Annotated in this window: 16 protein-coding genes and 1 pseudogene; 5 read left to right on the top strand and 12 right to left on the bottom strand. The window is 65.3% G+C overall.

Annotated elements, in window-relative coordinates; genetic code table 11:
• Nucleotides 1–22 precede the first annotated feature (22 nt).
• The 5 genes and pseudogenes from LPB142_RS19995 to LPB142_RS17370 all read left to right on the top strand — a co-directional run.
• Nucleotides 23–124: pseudogene (locus LPB142_RS19995) on the top strand (DUF2160 domain-containing protein); the annotation flags it as partial.
• Nucleotides 125–206: 82 nt separating this feature from the next.
• Nucleotides 207–1,919, top strand: coding sequence for an ABC transporter substrate-binding protein (locus tag LPB142_RS17355; protein WP_071167372.1), 1,713 nt, complete (start codon nucleotides 207–209; stop codon nucleotides 1,917–1,919).
• Nucleotides 1,920–2,017: 98 nt separating this feature from the next.
• Complete coding sequence (gene glpK, locus LPB142_RS17360) at nucleotides 2,018–3,502, top strand: glycerol kinase GlpK (protein WP_071167373.1); 1,485 nt, start codon at nucleotides 2,018–2,020, stop codon at nucleotides 3,500–3,502.
• 26 nt (nucleotides 3,503–3,528) lie between these two features.
• Complete coding sequence (locus LPB142_RS17365; RefSeq protein WP_071167374.1) at nucleotides 3,529–4,677, top strand: iron-containing alcohol dehydrogenase; 1,149 nt, start codon at nucleotides 3,529–3,531, stop codon at nucleotides 4,675–4,677.
• A gap of 82 nt (nucleotides 4,678–4,759) precedes the next feature.
• A complete protein-coding gene (locus LPB142_RS17370; protein ID WP_071167375.1) occupies nucleotides 4,760–5,536 on the top strand; it encodes a hypothetical protein in 777 nt (258 codons plus the stop codon).
• A gap of 30 nt (nucleotides 5,537–5,566) precedes the next feature.
• On the opposite strand, the gene LPB142_RS17375 is transcribed toward LPB142_RS17370, so the two are convergent.
• From LPB142_RS17375 to LPB142_RS17425, 12 genes are all read right to left on the bottom strand, one after another.
• Nucleotides 5,567–5,794, bottom strand: a complete 228-nt coding sequence (locus LPB142_RS17375; protein WP_071167313.1) for a hypothetical protein — start codon at nucleotides 5,792–5,794, stop codon at nucleotides 5,567–5,569.
• Nucleotides 5,795–5,975: 181 nt separating this feature from the next.
• On the bottom strand, nucleotides 5,976–7,319 hold the full coding sequence (locus LPB142_RS17380) for a sigma-54-dependent transcriptional regulator (protein ID WP_071167314.1): 1,344 nt from the start codon (nucleotides 7,317–7,319) through the stop codon (nucleotides 5,976–5,978).
• Complete coding sequence (locus LPB142_RS17385; RefSeq protein ID WP_071167315.1) at nucleotides 7,316–9,226, bottom strand: HAMP domain-containing histidine kinase; 1,911 nt, start codon at nucleotides 9,224–9,226, stop codon at nucleotides 7,316–7,318. Before LPB142_RS17385 ends, LPB142_RS17380 begins: the two co-directional genes overlap by 4 nt.
• Nucleotides 9,223–10,212, bottom strand: coding sequence for a 4Fe-4S binding protein (locus tag LPB142_RS18725; protein WP_083392785.1), 990 nt, complete (start codon nucleotides 10,210–10,212; stop codon nucleotides 9,223–9,225). The genes LPB142_RS17385 and LPB142_RS18725 overlap by 4 nt, the downstream gene beginning before the upstream one ends.
• A complete protein-coding gene (locus LPB142_RS17390) occupies nucleotides 10,206–10,979 on the bottom strand; it encodes a TorD/DmsD family molecular chaperone (RefSeq protein WP_071167316.1) in 774 nt (257 codons plus the stop codon). Before LPB142_RS17390 ends, LPB142_RS18725 begins: the two co-directional genes overlap by 7 nt.
• Nucleotides 10,972–11,640 (bottom strand): 4Fe-4S dicluster domain-containing protein, encoded by a 669-nt coding sequence (locus tag LPB142_RS17395; protein ID WP_083392786.1) that lies wholly within the window; start codon nucleotides 11,638–11,640, stop codon nucleotides 10,972–10,974. Before LPB142_RS17395 ends, LPB142_RS17390 begins: the two co-directional genes overlap by 8 nt.
• Before the next feature lie 15 nt (nucleotides 11,641–11,655).
• A complete protein-coding gene (locus tag LPB142_RS17400) occupies nucleotides 11,656–14,220 on the bottom strand; it encodes a molybdopterin-containing oxidoreductase family protein (RefSeq protein WP_071167317.1) in 2,565 nt (854 codons plus the stop codon).
• Between the two features lie 14 nt (nucleotides 14,221–14,234).
• Nucleotides 14,235–15,707 (bottom strand): c-type cytochrome, encoded by a 1,473-nt coding sequence (locus LPB142_RS17405; protein ID WP_083392787.1) that lies wholly within the window; start codon nucleotides 15,705–15,707, stop codon nucleotides 14,235–14,237.
• A gap of 67 nt (nucleotides 15,708–15,774) precedes the next feature.
• Complete coding sequence (locus tag LPB142_RS19840) at nucleotides 15,775–15,906, bottom strand: hypothetical protein (protein ID WP_269635545.1); 132 nt, start codon at nucleotides 15,904–15,906, stop codon at nucleotides 15,775–15,777.
• A gap of 283 nt (nucleotides 15,907–16,189) precedes the next feature.
• Nucleotides 16,190–16,507, bottom strand: coding sequence for a hypothetical protein (locus LPB142_RS19215; protein ID WP_071167376.1), 318 nt, complete (start codon nucleotides 16,505–16,507; stop codon nucleotides 16,190–16,192).
• A 92-nt stretch (nucleotides 16,508–16,599) separates the two neighbouring features.
• The gene (locus LPB142_RS17420) at nucleotides 16,600–16,956 is read right to left on the bottom strand and encodes a hypothetical protein (protein WP_198037906.1); all 357 of its coding nucleotides are present in this window, start codon (nucleotides 16,954–16,956) and stop codon (nucleotides 16,600–16,602) included.
• Nucleotides 16,957–17,440: 484 nt separating this feature from the next.
• On the bottom strand, nucleotides 17,441–17,707 hold the full coding sequence (locus LPB142_RS17425; RefSeq protein WP_071167320.1) for a glycine zipper 2TM domain-containing protein: 267 nt from the start codon (nucleotides 17,705–17,707) through the stop codon (nucleotides 17,441–17,443).
• Nucleotides 17,708–17,780 lie beyond the last annotated feature (73 nt).

Consider the following 17,780-nt stretch of genomic DNA (forward strand, 5'->3'; position numbering starts at 1 on the left):
CAAGAAACCGTGCACCAGCCCAGCCTTCATCAATCTGGCCTGGCTTGGTGTCGTGGGCGCGGGGCAGCCCTATGCCCTGATCGTCTGCCTGATCTACGCCGCGGCGGTGTTCCGCTGGGTTTAGCGAACGACCCGCGTGGCCGGGCAGGAGGGGCTCGGCCACGCTTCACACTCAATGACTGAACGGTTCAAACGGGAGGACTAAAATGAACCTTAAGCTCACATCAACAACGGCGGCGCTGCTGATCCTGTCGGGTCCGGCCTTCGCCGACATGGATGCCGCGCGCGGCTTCCTCGACAAGGAGATCGGCGATCTGTCGTCGCTGAGCCGTGCCGAGCAGGAAGCCGAAATGCAGTTCTTCGTCGATGCGGCGAAGCCTTTCGCGGGCATGGAAATCAAGGTCGTCTCTGAAACGATCACCACCCACGAATACGAAAGCCAGGTGCTGGCCCCGGCCTTCACCGCGATCACCGGCATCAAGGTCACCCATGACCTGATCGGCGAGGGCGACGTGGTCGAAAAGCTGCAAACCCAGATGCAGTCGGGCGAGAATATCTACGACGGCTATGTTAATGACAGCGATCTGATCGGCACCCACTGGCGCTATCAGCAGGTGCGCAACCTGACCGACTGGATGGCAGGCGAGGGCGCCGATGTGACCCTGCCGACGCTCGATCTGGCCGACTTCATCGGCCTGAGCTTCACCACCGGCCCGGATGGCAAGGTCTATCAGATGCCGACCCAGCAGTTCGCGAACCTCTACTGGTTCCGCTATGACTGGTTCAACGACGAGAAGAACAAGGCCGACTTCAAGGCGGCTTACGGCTACGATCTGGGCGTTCCGGTCAACTGGTCGGCCTATGAGGATATCGCCGAGTTCTTCACCGGTCGTGATCTGTCGCACCTGGGCGTTCAGGGCGCGGTCTATGGCAACATGGACTACGGCAAGAAAGACCCCTCGCTTGGCTGGCGCTACACCGATGCGTGGATGTCGATGGCCGGTATGGGCGATGTGGGCGAACCCAACGGCCTTCCGGTCGATGAATGGGGCATCCGCGTGAATGAGAACTCGCAGCCGACGGGCTCGTGCGTGGCGCGCGGCGGCGCGACCAACAGCCCCGCGGCAGTCTATGCCGTCACCAAGGCGATCGAGTGGCTGAACAAGTACTCGCCCCCGGCGGCCGCTGGCATGACCTTCTCCGAGGCCGGTCCGATCCCGGCGCAGGGCAACGTCGCGCAGCAGATGTTCTGGTACACCGCCTTCACCGCCGACACCGTCAAGCCGGGACTGCCGGTGATGAACGAGGACGGCACGCCCAAGTGGCGCATGGCTCCCTCGCCGCATGGCGTTTACTGGAAAGAGGGCCAGAAGGTCGGCTATCAGGACGCCGGTTCGTGGACGCTGATGCAATCCACCCCGGTGGATCGTGCCAAGGCGGCCTGGCTTTATGCCCAGTTCGTCACCTCGAAGACCGTGGACGTGAAGAAATCCCACGTGGGCCTGACCTTCATCCGCGAGTCGACCGTGCAGCATGACAGCTTCACCGAGCGCGCACCCAAGCTGGGCGGTTTGGTCGAGTTCTACCGCTCGCCCGCACGCGTGGCATGGTCGCCCACTGGTACCAACGTTCCGGATTACCCGAAGCTGGCGCAGCTGTGGTGGCAGAACATCGGCGATGCCATGTCGGGCGCCAAGACCCCGCAAGAGGCACTCGATGCGCTCTGCGCCGATCAGGAGCGCGTGCTGGAGCGTCTTGAGCGGGCCGGTATCCAGGGTGACATCGGTCCCAAGCTGAATGAGGAGATGGACGCCCAGTACTGGTTCGACCAGCCCGGCGCGCCCTATCCCAAGCTTGAAAACGAGGACGAAACCCCGCAGACCGTCAGCTATGATGAGCTGATCAAGTCCTGGCAGTAAGCCTTCCTCCCCGGCCGGGGCCCCTCGGGGCCTCGGCTATCCTGAAAACGTCCGGCGCCAGGCTGCCGGGCACGACATCGCTCTGAGGAGAAGCGGTTATGACCCACATTCTTGCAATCGATCAGGGAACCACGTCCACGCGGGCCATTCTTTTCGATCAGGCGATGAACGTGGTCTCCTCGGCGCAGGAAGAATTTCCCCAGCATTATCCGGCCAGTGGCTGGGTCGAACATGACCCGGCCGATCTGTGGTCCACCACCGCCGCCACCTGCCGCGCCGCGATTGAGCGCGCAGGCACGGGCGCCGAGGGAATCGCCGCCATCGGCATCACCAACCAGCGAGAAACGACGCTGGTCTGGGACCGCAAGACCGGAAAGCCCATTCATAACGCGATCGTCTGGCAGGACCGGCGCACCTCGGCGCTGTGCAAGGCGCTCAAGTCCGAAGGGTTCGAAGAGATCGTGACGGATCGCACGGGTCTGTTGCTCGATCCCTATTTCTCGGGCACCAAATTGGCCTGGATCCTCGACAATGTCGAAGGCGCGCGGGCGCGGGCCGAGGCCGGAGAGATCGTCTTCGGCACGGTCGATACCTGGCTGGTATGGAACCTGACGGGTGGGGCGGTGCATGTTACCGATGCCACCAATGCCGCACGGACCATGCTTTACGATATTCGCAAGGGCCGCTGGTCGCAGACCATCTGCGAGCGTCTCGGCATCCCGATGGCGATGCTGCCCGAGGTGCGCGACTGCGCCGCCGAGTTCGGCCAGACCCGCCCGGACCTGTTCGGCCGCGCCATCCCGATCCTCGGGATCGCGGGGGATCAGCAGGCTGCGACCGTGGGGCAGGCCTGCTTTGCGCCGGGCATGATGAAATCCACCTATGGCACCGGCTGTTTCGCGTTGCTCAACACCGGTGCGGCGCCGGTGCGTTCGCAAAACCGGCTGCTGACGACCATCGCCTACCAGTTGGACGGCAAGCCGACCTATGCGCTTGAGGGCTCGATCTTCATCGCAGGCGCTGTGGTGCAATGGCTGCGCGACGGGATCAAGATCATCCGCGAGGCGAAAGAGGCACAGGGTCTGGCCGACCGGGCCGATCCGACGCAGCAGGTGGTTCTGGTGCCGGCGTTCACCGGGCTTGGTGCGCCCTATTGGAACGCCGAGTGTCGCGGCGCGGTCTTCGGGCTGACGCGCAACTCGGGCCCGGAAGAGCTGACCCGCGCGGCGTTGGAAAGCGTGGGCTATCAGACGCGCGACCTGTTGCAGGCGATGCGCGCGGATTGGACCGGCGGGGGCGAGACCGCGCTCCGGGTCGATGGCGGTATGAGCGCCTCGGACTTCGCGATGCAATTCCTGTCGGACATCATCGACGCGCGGGTGGACCGCCCCAAGGTGCTTGAGACAACCGCCATGGGCGCGGCCTGGCTGGCAGGACAACGCGCGGGGCTTTACCCGAACCAGTCGGAATTTGCCGCGCAATGGGCGTTGGAGCGGTGCTTCCAGCCGCAGATGGCGGCCGAGACCCGCGAAGATAAATACGCGGCCTGGCGCCGCGCGGTGGATGCAACGATGCGGTTCTGACCCGCGGGGCCACCCGAGGAGGAGCGATGACGATCTTTTCCGTGACGGCTCCGGCCCAGACGATCTTTGGTCGCGACAGTCGGCTGGGCGCGGCCGCGCATGTAGCACGGATGGGCGCGCGCATCTTGCTGGTCAGCGGCCGCTCGGTTCCCTGGGTCGAGACCTTCGAAGCCGAGTTGCGCGCCGCAGGTCTCGCCGTCGAGCGGATTTTCTCCACCGGAGAACCCAGCTTGGGCGACGTCCGCGCCGGTGTCAGCGCCGCGCGCGCCTTTGGCGCGGAGTGCGTTGTCGCGGTCGGCGGGGGCGCGAGCATCGACCTTGGCAAGGCCATCGCGGGGCTGACGGGGTCAAAGGGCGACCCCGAGCAGTATCTGGAGTTGGGGCCAACCCCGGCCCGCAGCCTGACCGATCCGCTGCCCTTCATCGCCATGCCGACCACCTCGGGCACCGGGGCCGAGGCCACGCGCAACGCGGTCATCAGTGTGCCCGAGCGGCAGTTGAAGATCAGCCTGCGCGACCCCCGGCTGGTTCCGGTGTTGGCAATCGTCGATCCGGCCCTGACCGATGCGCTGCCCAAGGCGCTGACGCTTGCAACCGGGCTCGACGCGATCACGCAGTTGATCGAAAGCTATCTGTGCAACCGCGCGAACCCCGTTACCGATGCGCTGTGCCGCGACACGCTACCCGAGGCGATTGCCGCCCTGCGGTGCCTGATGGAGGGACCGTCACACACCGCACGCGATACCATGGCGCGGGCGAGCTACCTTAGCGGTCTGGCGCTGGCCAGTTCGGGGCTGGGCGTGGTGCATGGGCTTGCCTCGGTGATCGGTGGGCGCGGCGGTGCGCATGGCGCCATCTGCGGGCGGCTTCTGGCCGACGCGCTGAAGGTTAACCGCGAAGCGGCCGTGCGCGCGGGCCAGCCCACCCGGCGCTTTGATGAGGTCGAGGCGTGGCTGCGCGAAGGGCTTGGCGGAACGGTTAGCGGGCCAGAGCGTCTGCGTGCCTTCATCGACCGCCACGGCCTACCAACGCTGAACGATCTACACCTGTCCGAGCGCGATTTCGCTGCCGTCGCGCAAGAGGCCCTTGGCGCCTCCTCGACCAAGGCAAATCCCGTTGCGCTCAGCGTCGATGACATTGCCCGGATCTTGCACGGCGCCGCGCGGAGCAAGTGAGGCAGGGGCACGGTTCCTCCTGTATTTTCAGGGAAAAATAGGGTAACATCATTCGTACTGCTTAACGCGGGGGAGGAACGTCATGTTCGTCGCTCAGTCTGTTCTGCAAGGCGGTGGCGCGGGGTGGTCGGCGGTTGCCTGCGCGTTGGCGCTTTCGTTTTCTGTCGCCCCCGCGAGCGCGCAGGATAGCGGCGACTGGAAGATGCAGTTCAACCCTTACCTCTGGGGCTCGGGCCTGAGCGGCAGCGTGGCCACGGTGCCCGGGCTGCCCGCCGCCGATATCGACAAGTCGTTCAGCGATATCCTTGATGATCTCGATCTCGGCGCTATGGCCGGGCTGACAGCTCGGAAGGGCGATTTCGGGCTATTCGGCGATGTGATGTATGTGAAGGTCGGGGCCGAGCAGGCGCTTGGCCCGGTGCTTGGCAGCGCCACGCTCGACGCGAAGAATGTCGCGTTCACCCTTGGCGGCGACTACGTCATTGCACGCTCCCAAAATGGCGAGTTGCGGCTGGCCGGCGGCCTTCGTTACTGGAACGTCGAGACCGATCTGCGCTTCAGCGGCGGTGCGGTGGGGGAGCGTTCAGGATCGGCTTCGAACGATTGGATGGATGGGCTGGCCGGCGTGAACTGGCAGGCCGACACAAGCGCGAAAACCTTCGTGACGGGTTGGGCAATGGTCGGCGCTGGCGGATCGGACTTTACCGCCGATGTCTTCGCGGGCCTCGGCTACCGGATCAGTGAGCGCAATTCCATCGTCGGCGGCTACCGATATCTGAGCGTCGATCGCGAGGACGGTGATTTCCTGTATGACGTCGAGCAGCAGGGCCTGATGCTGGGCCTGAGCCTGCCGTTTTGACGGCGCCGCGCACTCCGGCCGCTTGGGCGGTTACTCAAGCTGCCACAGACCGTCGGCACGCTTGCAGCGCTTGAATTCGCCACGCTGCGGACCGGCCTTTTCTTTCGTCTCAAAGACATGCGCAAGAAGGACGCAATTGTCCTGAATTTCGGTGATCTCGATCGAACCACCCGCGCCGCTGGCCTCGTTTTTCCACTCTCCCATATCGCCCGGCTTCGCCTCGGGGGCGGTGTAGAGCGCTTCCGCTTCGGCCATCATCAGCTTGACGTCATCGGGGGCAGGCCGGAGTCGCCCAACATGACGGCCGCGCCTGTGCCTGCGCCATTCCGGCGAAACCGATAAACGTCAGCAGGGTAAGAAGGGGTCGCATTCGAGAGTTCTCCACGGCAGGGACACGAGCATTGATTTGCCGGTCATGGCATGAGCCGAAGGTGCCTTGTCAGTTGATCTTGCGCAAGATGCGGTAGGTGTTGCGCTCGGAAATCCCGAGCGTCTCGGCCAGTTTCTGGCGGTTGCCGCCAAACCGGTCGAGCAGCAGTTGCAGATAGGCGTCGCGCATTTCCTCAAGCGTGGGCGGCGCTGCGAAACGCAGCAAGATCCCGTTGCTGCCAGCGGCCTGTACGCCGGTCTGGCCAGCCAGCCCGACATCGGCGGGCAGGATCTCGGCGCGGCCGGCGGACATGATCAGCCCGCGTTCAATTGCGTTGCGCAATTCGCGAATATTCCCGGGCCAATCGTAGCTTTGCAGCGCGGTGCGGGTTTCGCGCGGCAGAACCTTGTCGACGCCGCGCTGGAACGAGCGGTTCTCCAGCAGGAACTCGGCCAATGTCGGGATGTCCTGCGCGCGCTCGCGCAGTGCGGGCACCGCCAGGCTGAGGGCCGAGAGGCGATAGAACAGCTCGGGGCGGAAGCGGCCCTCGCGCGCGGCGCCTTCAAGGTCGGCGGCGGTGGCCGCGATCAGCCGCACGGGGCAGGGCAGCGACATGACCGAGCCCTGCGGCCGGTAGCAGCCCTGCTCCATCACCCGCAATACCGGGGCTTGCAGGGTCAGCGGCAGCTTTTCGATTTCGTTCAGAAATACCGTCCCGGCCTCGGCGGCGGCAAAAAGGCCCTCGCGCCGGGGTGTGCCGCTACCCGGCAGGCTGCCGAAGAGATCGGCCGCGCTTAGTTCCGGGTCGCAGTCGATGGTCACGAAACGCGCGTTGGCGCGCGGGCTTTGCATGTGGATCGCCTCGGCCACGGCGGTCTTTCCGGTGCCCGCCTCGCCACGCAGCAGCACCGGCGCATCCGAGGCCGCGACCAGGCCGATCATGCGGCGTAACTCAACCATCACGGGGCTGTCGCCGGTTAGGGTCATCTGGTCGGCGCGTTGGGCCTTGGCCTGCCAGAACGCCAGATCACGCCGCAGCGCAGCTGTCTCGAACACCCGCCCAAGCGCCAGTTCAAGGCTGTCGGGTGAGACCGGCTTGACCATATATTCCACCGCCCCCGCTTTGACCGCGCGCACCGCCTGGTCGATCGAGCCGAAGGCCGTCAGGATCACCACAGGGCAGAACTCGCGCAGCTCCGGCAGGAAGGTCATGCCGTCGGTATCGGGCAGGCGCATGTCGAGGATCGCCAGCGCCGGGGCGAAATATCCCAGCATCTCCAGCGCTTCGGCTCGGGAGCGCGCGCCGCGTGCGTCATGTCCCAGTTCGGCCAACTGGTCGCAGAGCAGGCGGTTCAGGGTGCGGTCGTCCTCGACCACAAGGATCGGGCGCGGGGCTACGGGGGGAGGTGTCATGGCGACGTCTCCTGTGAGGTGATGGCATCCGCCTGCAGGGCGTCTGTTTCCGGGGCGTCGGGATCGGGGAAGCTGACGGTAAAGACCGAACCGCGCCCGAGGCTGCTTTCGACCTCGATCGTGGCGCCGTGGCGTTCGAGGATGCCGCGCACGATCGACAGGCCAAGCCCACGGCCCATGCTCGCATCGGCGCGGCGCGACCAGAAGGGCATGAAGATCCGCTCCAGATCCGCCGCCGCGATGCCGATGCCCAGATCGGTGACCGACAGGCGCACCTTGCCCGCCTCACGCCAGCCGCGCAACGTGACGGTGCCGCCCTTGGGCATGGCGTGGAAGGCATTCATGATCAGGTTGGTTAGCAGCATCCGCAGGTCGGCATCGGTGGCGATCAGCCGCAGGCCGGGTTCCAACTCGGTCACTATCGTGATGCCGCCCTGCTCGGCCTGATAGTTAAGCAGTTGCGAGACGCCCGAGACGACGCGGTCAAGCTCGATCAATTGGCGGCCTTCGCCGGGCGGCGCTGAAAGCATCAGCAGGTTGTCGGTGATCTCGATGCATTTGCCGACCTCAGAGCGGATCGTGTCGAAATAGGCGCGGGCGCGTTCCGGGCGGCCCTGGTCGAATTCGCGCGCCAGCGCCGCAAGGGCGAGTTCAACCGAGGAGAGCGGATTGAAGATCTCATGCGCGACCCCGGCGGCCAAGAGGCCGATCTCGCTTAGCCGTTCTTCCTGCGAGATGCGGGCCTGCGTGTCGAGATCGCGGATCGCCTCGACGACGCAGGGCGGGCCGTCACCCGCCAGTTCGATCCGGGCTGAGCTGACCTCGACCGTGCGCGCGCCCCCGGCGCAGTGATGCCGGTCGCGGAAGGTCACCGCGGGGGCGCCTTTCTCGATCAGTTCGACCACCGGGCAGGTCACCAGCGTGTGCGGGCAAGGCGTGTCTCGGCCGTGGCTGGAGGCATAGCAGAAGCTGCCCGCGACGGTTTCCGGGTCATGCCCGGTCTGCCGGCAATAGGCGCGATTGGCGCGCAGGATGCGGAAGTCGGGGCCGATCACGCGCACGCCGTCGGGCAGCGCATCGAGCAGCGCCTGCAACTCGGCCTCTGAGTGGCGGATCGTGGCCAGCTGGCTTTCAATCTGCGCGGACATGCGGTTGAAGGCCTGCCCGAGACCGGCGATCTCATCTTCGCCCCTAATATCGAGCTGGGTATCGAGCGACCCTTCGGCCAGCGCGCGATTGGCGGCGGTCAGACGGTCGAGCGGTGCGATCACCATGCGCCGCAGCGCGATCCACATCGCGGCGCTGGCCAGCGTCACGACAGCAAGCCCCAGAACCCCCAGCCAGATCGCGCCGGAAAAAGCCTCGCGGCGGATCGCCCCGGCGCGGTAATCCACCACCAGCAGCCCGTTAACGGGATGTTCCGCCGCCTCGCCGTGGCACTGGCGGCACTCGCTGCGGTTCAGCACCGGGTTGATCGAGCGCATGGCGACCTCGCCGCCGCCTTCGTCAAGGTAACGCGCGCCGGGGGCGCGGCTTTCTAGCGCCTCTTGCAGCGCCGGGCTGTCCAGCATCTGCCCGACGCGCGACGGGTCCGACGAGAAGCGCACCTCGAAATCGGGATTGACGATCATCACCCGCGCGATGTCGTCCTGCCGACCCAACCCGTCGAGGATCTGCAAAAGCCCTGGGATGTCGCGCTTGAGCATTGCGTTTTCCAGTGCGCCCTGAAGCAGCTCGTTGATCTGGCCGGCCGCGCGGGCGTGAACCGAGATCATCTGGTTGCGGTAAAGCGTGCTGAGCACGGCAAGGAATAGCGCCGAGACGACGATCAGCAAGCCACCGAGTGCGAGGATCAGCTTGCGCTGCACCGAGGCGCCCGCCCAATGCCGGAACCGGGCCATGATCATGACAGCACCTGAAACAGCTTGCGGTGATGCCCGGTGCGGCGGCAGACCGGGCAAAGGCCTCCTTCAGCGTTCGCGGGGCGATGCGCGGCAGGCTCATGCACCGATACCCCGCAGCCGCGGCAGGCATAGGCTTGCAGCGGCACGTCGGGGGGGGCTGGGGCCATCGCGGCTAGTTGCAAGGCATCCTCGTCGCAGACATCGGCACAAAGCCCGCAGCCGGTGCAGGCCGCAGGCTCGGTCCGGTAGCACGGATTTCCCTCGTCGTCCTTGATACGGATCAGAACGCCATGGGGGCAAATGCGCAAACATGCCTCGCAGCCCGTGCATCTATTGGCGTCAATGCGAGGAGTGGCGGCGAAAACCTCGCTGTCACGGCAGGGTTCTGCCTGCAACCGTGCCAGTGCGTCTACCTGAGTCTCGGGAGTGGCAACGCGCTTGAAAATGTTGCGGCGCGCGGGGTTTTCGGGGGCTTCGCGCAGCAGGGTCGTGATTTCGGCATGGCTGGCGGGCGCCAGTCCAAGCCCCGCCAGCCCGCGGCCCTCGGCCAGCGCCGAGATCTGCGCTGTGCGCGCCGACAGATCATGCCCCTCGGGCGGCTTGTCAGGACAGGTCGCGCAATCGCCGCTGGCCAGCGCGATACGGTGCACACCCTCTGCCAGAAGCGTGGCAAGATCGTTCAGCGACAGCGCATGGGCGCAGGGGCGCGATGCATCACCCTGGGGGTGGCGCGGGCAAAGCGCCAATGCCACCCCGCCGCGCCGTGCTGCAACGGCAGAGGAGCCGGGCAACGAGAGCGCGCTTTCGGGGCAGGCCGCCGCACAGAGCCCGCAGCCCGAGCAGCGTTCCGGCTCGATCTGCAACCCGCCGCGGATCGGTTCAAGCGCACCGTGGGGGCAGGCCTCGATACAGGCCGCGCAGGAACTGGCGGACAGACGGGCGGCGGTGCAACTGCCCGCGGCCAGCCGGGGCAGGGCGCTGGTTACCAACTCTCGGCCGCTCCGGGCACGAAGGGCGCGGCCTCGGCCTCGGGCTGGCTTGAGGCGGGGACCGATTTGCGCGGCTGACGCGCAAGGCCGGTCAGATCCTCAAGCTCGTCGCGCAGGGCCTCAAGGTAGGCTGCGCAGAGCAGCCCCGCAGCGGCATAGAGCGGCTCGGCCACGCGAAGGGCCATTCTGCGACCGAACTCGGGCACCCAGGGCAGCAGATGCGCGTCAAGGAAATGCGCCGCATCGGCCATGCTCGCCTCGGTGCCGAGGTTCAGCAGCAGGCCAAGGAATTGCAGCTCATGCACGATATGATCGTCGGCGCGCTTGCGCCAGTCAGGGACGGTTACGCCGTAATGCGCATACCAGTCGCGCACCTCGAACATCGGGCCCTGACGCTCCAGCTTTTCCTCGGTCAGCCAGACCGAGGCGTTGGGCGCCAGCCGGTAGCCATGCGTCAGGAATACATCGGCGTAATCGGCGGCCAAGGCATCCAGCGCGCGGGCGGGAACCTGCTCGGGCAGGCCCGACAGGGCAACCCGCAGGACCTGGGCGCCTGCGCGACCCTCGGGCGAAGGCAGCAGCGCCTCGAACATATCGGGCGCCTGAATGGCACGCAGTCCGCACATCAGATCGCTGTCCGCCTCGCGGTCAAAGAGGCGGATCAGCAGGCCAAGCGCCTCGGCGGCGGTATCAAGGGTGCCCCGTGCCGTATCAGGGGCGGCACGGGGCAGGGGCGGGGAGGGGAGACTGGTTTGAGGTTCACCCATCGACCCGCCCTTTCGAATGCGGAACGAACACGATTGAGGGATTGGTTAGTTCCGGGTCGGCCATGGATTTGACCTGACGCACGACCTCATCGTTCGGCCCGCGCGCTTTCGTCTCGTAGCTGCCATCGCGCAGCTGGTCGATCGGCCCGATGTCGAGCACCCGCATCATGCAGGCCGAGACGCAATAGGGTTTGCGCCCTGCCTCCAGCTCGTCGATGCACATGTTGCACTTCTTGACGACGTTCTCTTCGGGGTCGAACTGCGGCGCGCCATAGGGGCACGAGGCCTCGCATTTGCGGCAGCCGATGCACAGCGTGGTGTCGATGTCCACAACGCCATTGTCGGGGCGCTTGAAGATCGCGCCGGTCGGGCAGGTCGGGATGCAGGCCGGCTCCGCGCAATGGTTGCACGACATGTTGATCTTGAAGGCGAAAACCTCGGGGAACGTGCCGCCCTCGATATATTGCACGCGGCGAAAGCGCGGCCCCGCCGAAAGCCCGTTCTTGTCCTTGCAGGCGATCTCGCAGGCACGACAGCCGATGCAATCCACGTTGTTGTGGATGAAGCCGAACTGCTGCTCGGGGACTACGGGGGTGTAGCCCTCGCGCTTGCGCTTGGCGGCATTGGCCTTGATGGCTTCCTTGTCGATCTTGTTGGCCATGATGGTTTGCCCCCTTTACTGATCGCGCCGGAAGACATGGGAGCGCGCCGTGGCCAGCTGATCCCATCCGGGGCGGTGATGCAGGTCGGTCTTGCGGATGTTGCACAGCACCGTGTTGTAGGCGAAGGCCCCGGCGGGCGAGGGATCGTCCTTGGTCAGGAAATCCGGGTTGCCCGCGCGGTCCACGCCGTCCTTGTCGAGGTCCATCCAGGCGCCCTCATGCAGCACCAGAACGCCGGGCATACAGCGCTCGGTCACATAGACCGGGGTCACCACGCGGCCGCGATCGTTCCACAACTCGACGATGTCGCCATGCTTGATGCCCATGCGTTTGGCATCGGCGGCGTTCATCGTCGTTTCCTGACTGAAGGTCTCGCGCAGCCATGGGATGTTGTTGAAGATCGAATGCGTGCGCCAGCGCGGATGCGGGCTGATCAGGTGGAAGGGGTAGGTCGCGGTCAGCGGATGGTTGAGGCTTTCCCAGGGCTCGATCCATTTCGGGATCGCGGGGATTTCATAGCCGTATTGCGTGCGGCTCCAGTCGTCGATCTGCGCCAGTTGCGAGGACAGGATCTCGATCTTGCCCGAGGGGGTCTGGAACGGCAGGCCCTGCTCGATCTGGGCGCGGAAGGCGACATGCGGCTGCGACAGGATGAACTTGTAGACGCCGCGCTTCTTGAACTCTTCCCAGCTCCATTCGACATGCTGGTGCTCTTGCACCTTGTGCCACCAGTCGACCAGATAGGCTTCGTCGGTCGCATCGGGATTGTCGAAATAGTCGCGCGCGGCCTTCGGGTTGTAGGCCGGGCCAAAGCCAAGGCGCCAGGCAAGCTCGGTATAGACCTGGAAGTCGGTCTTGCTCTCGCCCAGAGGCTCGATGACCTTCGGGCGGTGGATGTAGTAATGCCCCTTGTACCAGGGCAGCGCGACATCGTGGCGCTCGAAATGGGTGGCGATGGGCAGCAGGTAGTCGGCCCAGATGCCGGTCGGCGTGATCGTGCTGTCCGAGCAAACCAGAAGGCTTTCGCCCTCGCCCTGTTCGTCGAGCTTGCGGATGGCCGCGATCTCTTTGTTGATGTTCGTCAACTGGTTGAACCAGTCCGAGCCCTGCCAGAAGATGCCGCGGATATTCGGAACCACCCCGTCGAACTGGTCGCTGCGCGGCCACAGACCGGCCTCTTGCCGGGTGACATTGGGGTAGTTGAGCACGATATGCGCCCAACGGTCGGACTTGATCGAGGCATACCAGACGTTGGCATATTGGTCATAGGGATAGGCCACCGCCTCGGAGTGCCAGGCCTTGCCCACGCCTTCGGCGCAGCCGCCGAGGATGCCGATATTGCCGGTCATCGCCTGAAGCGCCGCCGCCATGCGGTTATATTGCTCACCATAGGCATTGCGCCCCGGTGCCCAGCTGGCCTTGAGCGCGGCGGGCTTGGTGGTGGCATACATTTCGGCCAGCTTGCGGATGTCATCGGCCTTCACGCCGCAGATCTCGGCGGCCCATTCGGGCGTCTTCGGCACGCCGTCATTCGTGCCAAGGATGTATTCCTTGAAGCTTTCATGCCCCCGCTGATAGGCCCAGTTCGGCGTCGTGCCCGGGTCCATGCCCTGCACGAAGCGGTCGATGAAGCCCTGATCGTGCCAGCCATTGTCCCAGATGTGATAGGCCATGCCTGCCATCATCGCGGCATCGGTATTGGGACGGATCGGGATCCACCAGGCGTCATAGGCGGCGGCCGAGTCGGTGTACTGCGGGTCGATCAGCACGAACTTGCAGCCACGCTGCTTGGCCATGCGCATGTAATAGAACGTGTTGCCGCCATGGAAGGTATAGGCCGGGTTCCAGCCCCACATGATGATCAGCTTGGAATGCGCATAGGCGTCATCCTCGTTGCCATCTTCGATCGTGCCGAAGGTCATCCGGCTAGAAAACGTCGTGCCCTGATAAGAGGGCACCGACCAGCTCGAGGTGCGGCAGCCAAACATACCCAGAAACCGGCCCAACAGCCCCTCGATCTGGTCGGATTTATGCAGAACCCCGTAAGAGGCGCCCGCATAGGATTGGTCAAGCAGGGCCTGCGGCCCGTATTTGTCGCGCAGATAGACCATACGCTCGGCGATCTCGGTCAGCGCCTGATCCCAGCTCACGCGCTTGAACTTGCCCTCGCCGCGCTTGCCCACGCGCTTCATCGGATACAGCAGCCGCTCGGGCGAATAGAGCCGCGAGCGGTAGCTGCGCCCGCGCAGACAGGCCCGCAACTGCGGCTTTTCCTCGGTGTCGGTGCCATAGGCATCGCCCTGATAGGTGCCGTTATCGGTGGACAGACGCACGATCACGTCGCCCTTCTTATGCGCCACCAGCATGTGCCGCGAGCCGCAGTTATGCGCGCAGGAGGTCACGACGGTTTCAAGATCGTCGTCGCGCGGATAGGGCTCGTAGGCGAAGGCATTGGCCTTGCGCGCGCCCGCTGGCATCACCAGTGCCGTTGCGGCTGCGGCGCTGGCGGTTTGCAGGAACTGGCGCCGGGTGGGGGTGAACAGCCGTGCCCAGGCTGCGGGGTTGAACCGGGTGGTCATGGTTCTGCTCTCCTTCACTCGGCAGTTTCGGGCAGACGGTATTTTTCGTCCGAGGCGGTGGGGCGGTCAGCGGCCCAGGCGGGGGTCTCGGGGTCCATTCCGGGCCAGGGGTGCCGCGCATAGGGATACGAGATCCGATACCAGGCGCGCCCGCCGTGGCAGCCGTAGCAGGTGTCCGACGAGACCTCTTTCGCCAGCTCTTCGATATTGGCCGCGTTGAGGTAGGTCACGTTGTGACGGTTGGTGCGGAACAGCTCACCATGGCAGCTCAGGCAGCCATTCGCGGTTGCCGGATCGGTGGGGTCTTCCATATCGCCGCGCACCTCGTGCCACGGACCACCAAGGCCCATGATCTCGACGGGGTCCGGCATCGCGCCATGGCAGCGCAGGCAGGTGGTCTCGGGGTTGACCATCTTGCGGTTGGTGAACTCGGGGCTGGCCGAGGCGCTGAAGAAGGGGCGGCCCGGCATCATGTCGGGGCTTTCCTCGCGCGGGTCATTGCCCTGGTGGCAGAAGTTGCACTGAAGGTTCATCACCTCCTGCGCGAAATCGCTTTGCAGGTGGCGCCAATGCAGGTCGGCCTGCGGGCCGCTGTAGGTATCCAGCGTTTGATACCAGGCGAGGCTCGTTTCGGCCTGCACCCCGGCGGGGCTTTCCGCGCGCGGCTTGGCATCGTTGATTTCCTGGTGACACACGAGGCATTCGGCATTCGAGGCCGTCTCGATGTTCTTCGGGAAATGGATCGGGTGATAGCGCGCCTCGTCGTAGCTAAGGCCTTCGACTTCGGCCTCAAGGGCGGCAACGCGTGCGGCGATCTCGGCTTCCTGCTCGGCGCTCGGCGCGGGCGGGTTGGTAAAGGGGATCTGCGCGATCTCGGGCGCCTCGGCTGCGGGCGCCTCGGTCGCGGCCGGTGCTTCGGAGGCCACCGCATCGGACTGCGCGAAGGGCAGATCGCCCGGCGCGATCGGTGCGTCGTTCTGACCGGCCAGCCAGGCAATCAGATTGTGCCGGTCGGCGGGTTTGGACAGGCCAGCGAAGGCCATCGTGGTGCCGGGGACCATATCCTTGGGCTTGGTCAGATATTGGTCGAGCCGCTCGGGGCTCCAGACCTCATTCGCCTGGGCCAGCATGGCCTCGGAATAGGAAAAGCCCGCAGCCGAGGCCACGGGACGCGCGACGATGTTCCACAGGTTCGGGCCGGTGCGAGCGGCGCCGCCCTGATCCGCTGTATGGCAGGCGGCGCATTTCTGGAAGACCTTGGCGCCAGCCTCGGGGTCGAGTGCGGCGACCTGAGCCTCGGCCGGTGCCGGGGCGGTCGCGGATGCGGTTTGGGACGGCGCGGCCTCTGCCGTCGCCTCCGGCGCGCTGGCCGGTTCATCAACTGAAATCGAGTAAAGCAAGGAGCCGACGGCATTCAAAGCCACCAGCGACGTGGAACCGAGCAATACGCCGAATGCCAGACCGAGAATGGATTCGAATTTCGTCATCGCAGGCTATCCGTGCAAGAGGAGGTGCAGGAGGCGCGAACGCCTCCCACGATTGGCAAGGCTCGGGTTACTTGGCCATGAACGAGGTGCAGACCCAGCCGTCACCCATGCCGCTCATGCCGCTCATACCCGACATGCCACCCATGCCGGACATACCGCCCATGCCGGACATACCCGACATGCCACCCATACCGGACATACCGGACATACCGCCCATGCCGGACATACCCGACATGCCGCCCATACCGGACATACCGCCCATGCCGACATGCCACCCATGCCGGACATACCCGACATGCCACCCATGCCGGACATACCGCCCATGCCGCTCATACCCGACATGCCACCCATGCCGGACATACCGCCCATGCCGGACATACCCGACATGCCACCCATACCGGACATACCGGACATACCGCCCATGCCGGACATACCGCCCATGCCCGACATGCCACCCATGCCGGACATACCGCCCATGCCGCTCATACCCGACATGCCACCATGCCGGACATACCGCCCATGCCGCTCATGCCCGACATGCCGCCCATACCGGACATCCCCGACATGCCGCTCATGCCTTGCATTGCAGGTGCGTAGGTCCACTGCACGCAGACGCCTTCGCCGCCGGCCATGCCGCTCATGCCCGACATGCCACCCATCCCGGACATACCGCTCATGCCCGACATACCGCCCATGCCGGACATGCCGCTCATACCCGACATGCTGTCGGCCAGTGCCACGCCGCCGACGGCGCCGGCGCACAGCAGGATGGCCAGAGCTCCCTTAACCATAGCTTTCATTTCACTCTCCTTGGTGATGGCCGCTCACGGGGTCGCCCGTCAGGGCCTGTTGCCCGGGGAACCCCCCGGATGGGCAGCGCCGCGCGCCGCTCTCATTCGATGTCGTGCCAGTGCCGCAGGTCGTAAGGCCCGGTCATTCCGGGATGGATGAACGGGGTGAACCAGGCGCCCTGATCGTCGAGCCATGCTAGGATGGTCGGGGGAATGGGGGCCTCGATCCCGTGGGCCGCGTTTTCCTGCCAGTTTGCGTCCGGCGTGAATTGCACGATGACCGGTGCACCCTCGGGCCGCGCGTTGGGGGCGATGCCGCCGATGAACCCGGTTGCGTCCTGCGAATGCGCTGCGGAAGCCAGGGCAATGCCGAGGCTAGATGCGAGGCTGGCGATCATCAGAGACCGGATAAGACGTTTGGGCTTGGTCGGTTTCGCATTGGCCGCAGGACAGATCATCGCACTCACTTTCGCTGGGGCCCGGCCTTTGTGTTCAGAGGCCCGGGTTGGCAGCGAAACCTTAGCAAAAGATCATGCGCTAAGAAGTATAAATGCTTTAAATACAGTAACTTGGCTTGCTGCGTGGGTTGGTATATGGCTGCCAAATTGGCACGCCGCGTCGCGGCATCGCGTGGCGTGGCCACGATAGCGCGGCGCGGTCCTGCCAATTTGGCAGAAGCCGGGATGACGGGTTGTCATGCGGCGCATTGACGCATGAGTTCGGCGCGGGCGTTCCAAAGGGCCTGGGAGCACGTCGCGGTCTTCGCGGTGGTGCGGAATCGACGGGAACTCGATTCGCGGCAAGGCGGAAAAGCCCGATCCAGGGCGAGGATGTGTGGGGGTGTTCAGCAAAAGGAAACCCGCCGCAGAGTGACCTGCGGCGGGTGCGCGGCGCGACCGCTTTGGCGCGCCCCTCGGCAGCGTTGCGCCGCCGAGGCCTGAATCAGTTGCAGGGGGCTTCGTAAATCGCGCCGGTCTGCGGGTTGCGGTAGGTGCAGAGCTTGTTGGTGGGCGTCGCATTGGCGCCGATCGCGGTGCCGATGGCCGCGCCCGCAAGCGTCGTTGCCGCCGTACCCTTGCCGCCGCCCAGCTGGCTGCCGACAGCCGCGCCTGCAAGTGCGCCCGTTGCGGCATTGATCCCCTGGTCGTTGGTGCAACCCGCCAGGAACCCGATCAACACCAACATCCCGATAGATGCCGTCTTCCGCATGATATTTCCTTTCGCTCAGTGCCAGATCATACCCACAGCAGGGTGAGGCACATAACTACACTCTCCCATCCGT

Origin of the sequence: Rhodobacter xanthinilyticus (genome assembly GCF_001856665.1) — a bacterium.
Classification (GTDB): domain Bacteria; phylum Pseudomonadota; class Alphaproteobacteria; order Rhodobacterales; family Rhodobacteraceae; genus Rhodobacter; species Rhodobacter xanthinilyticus.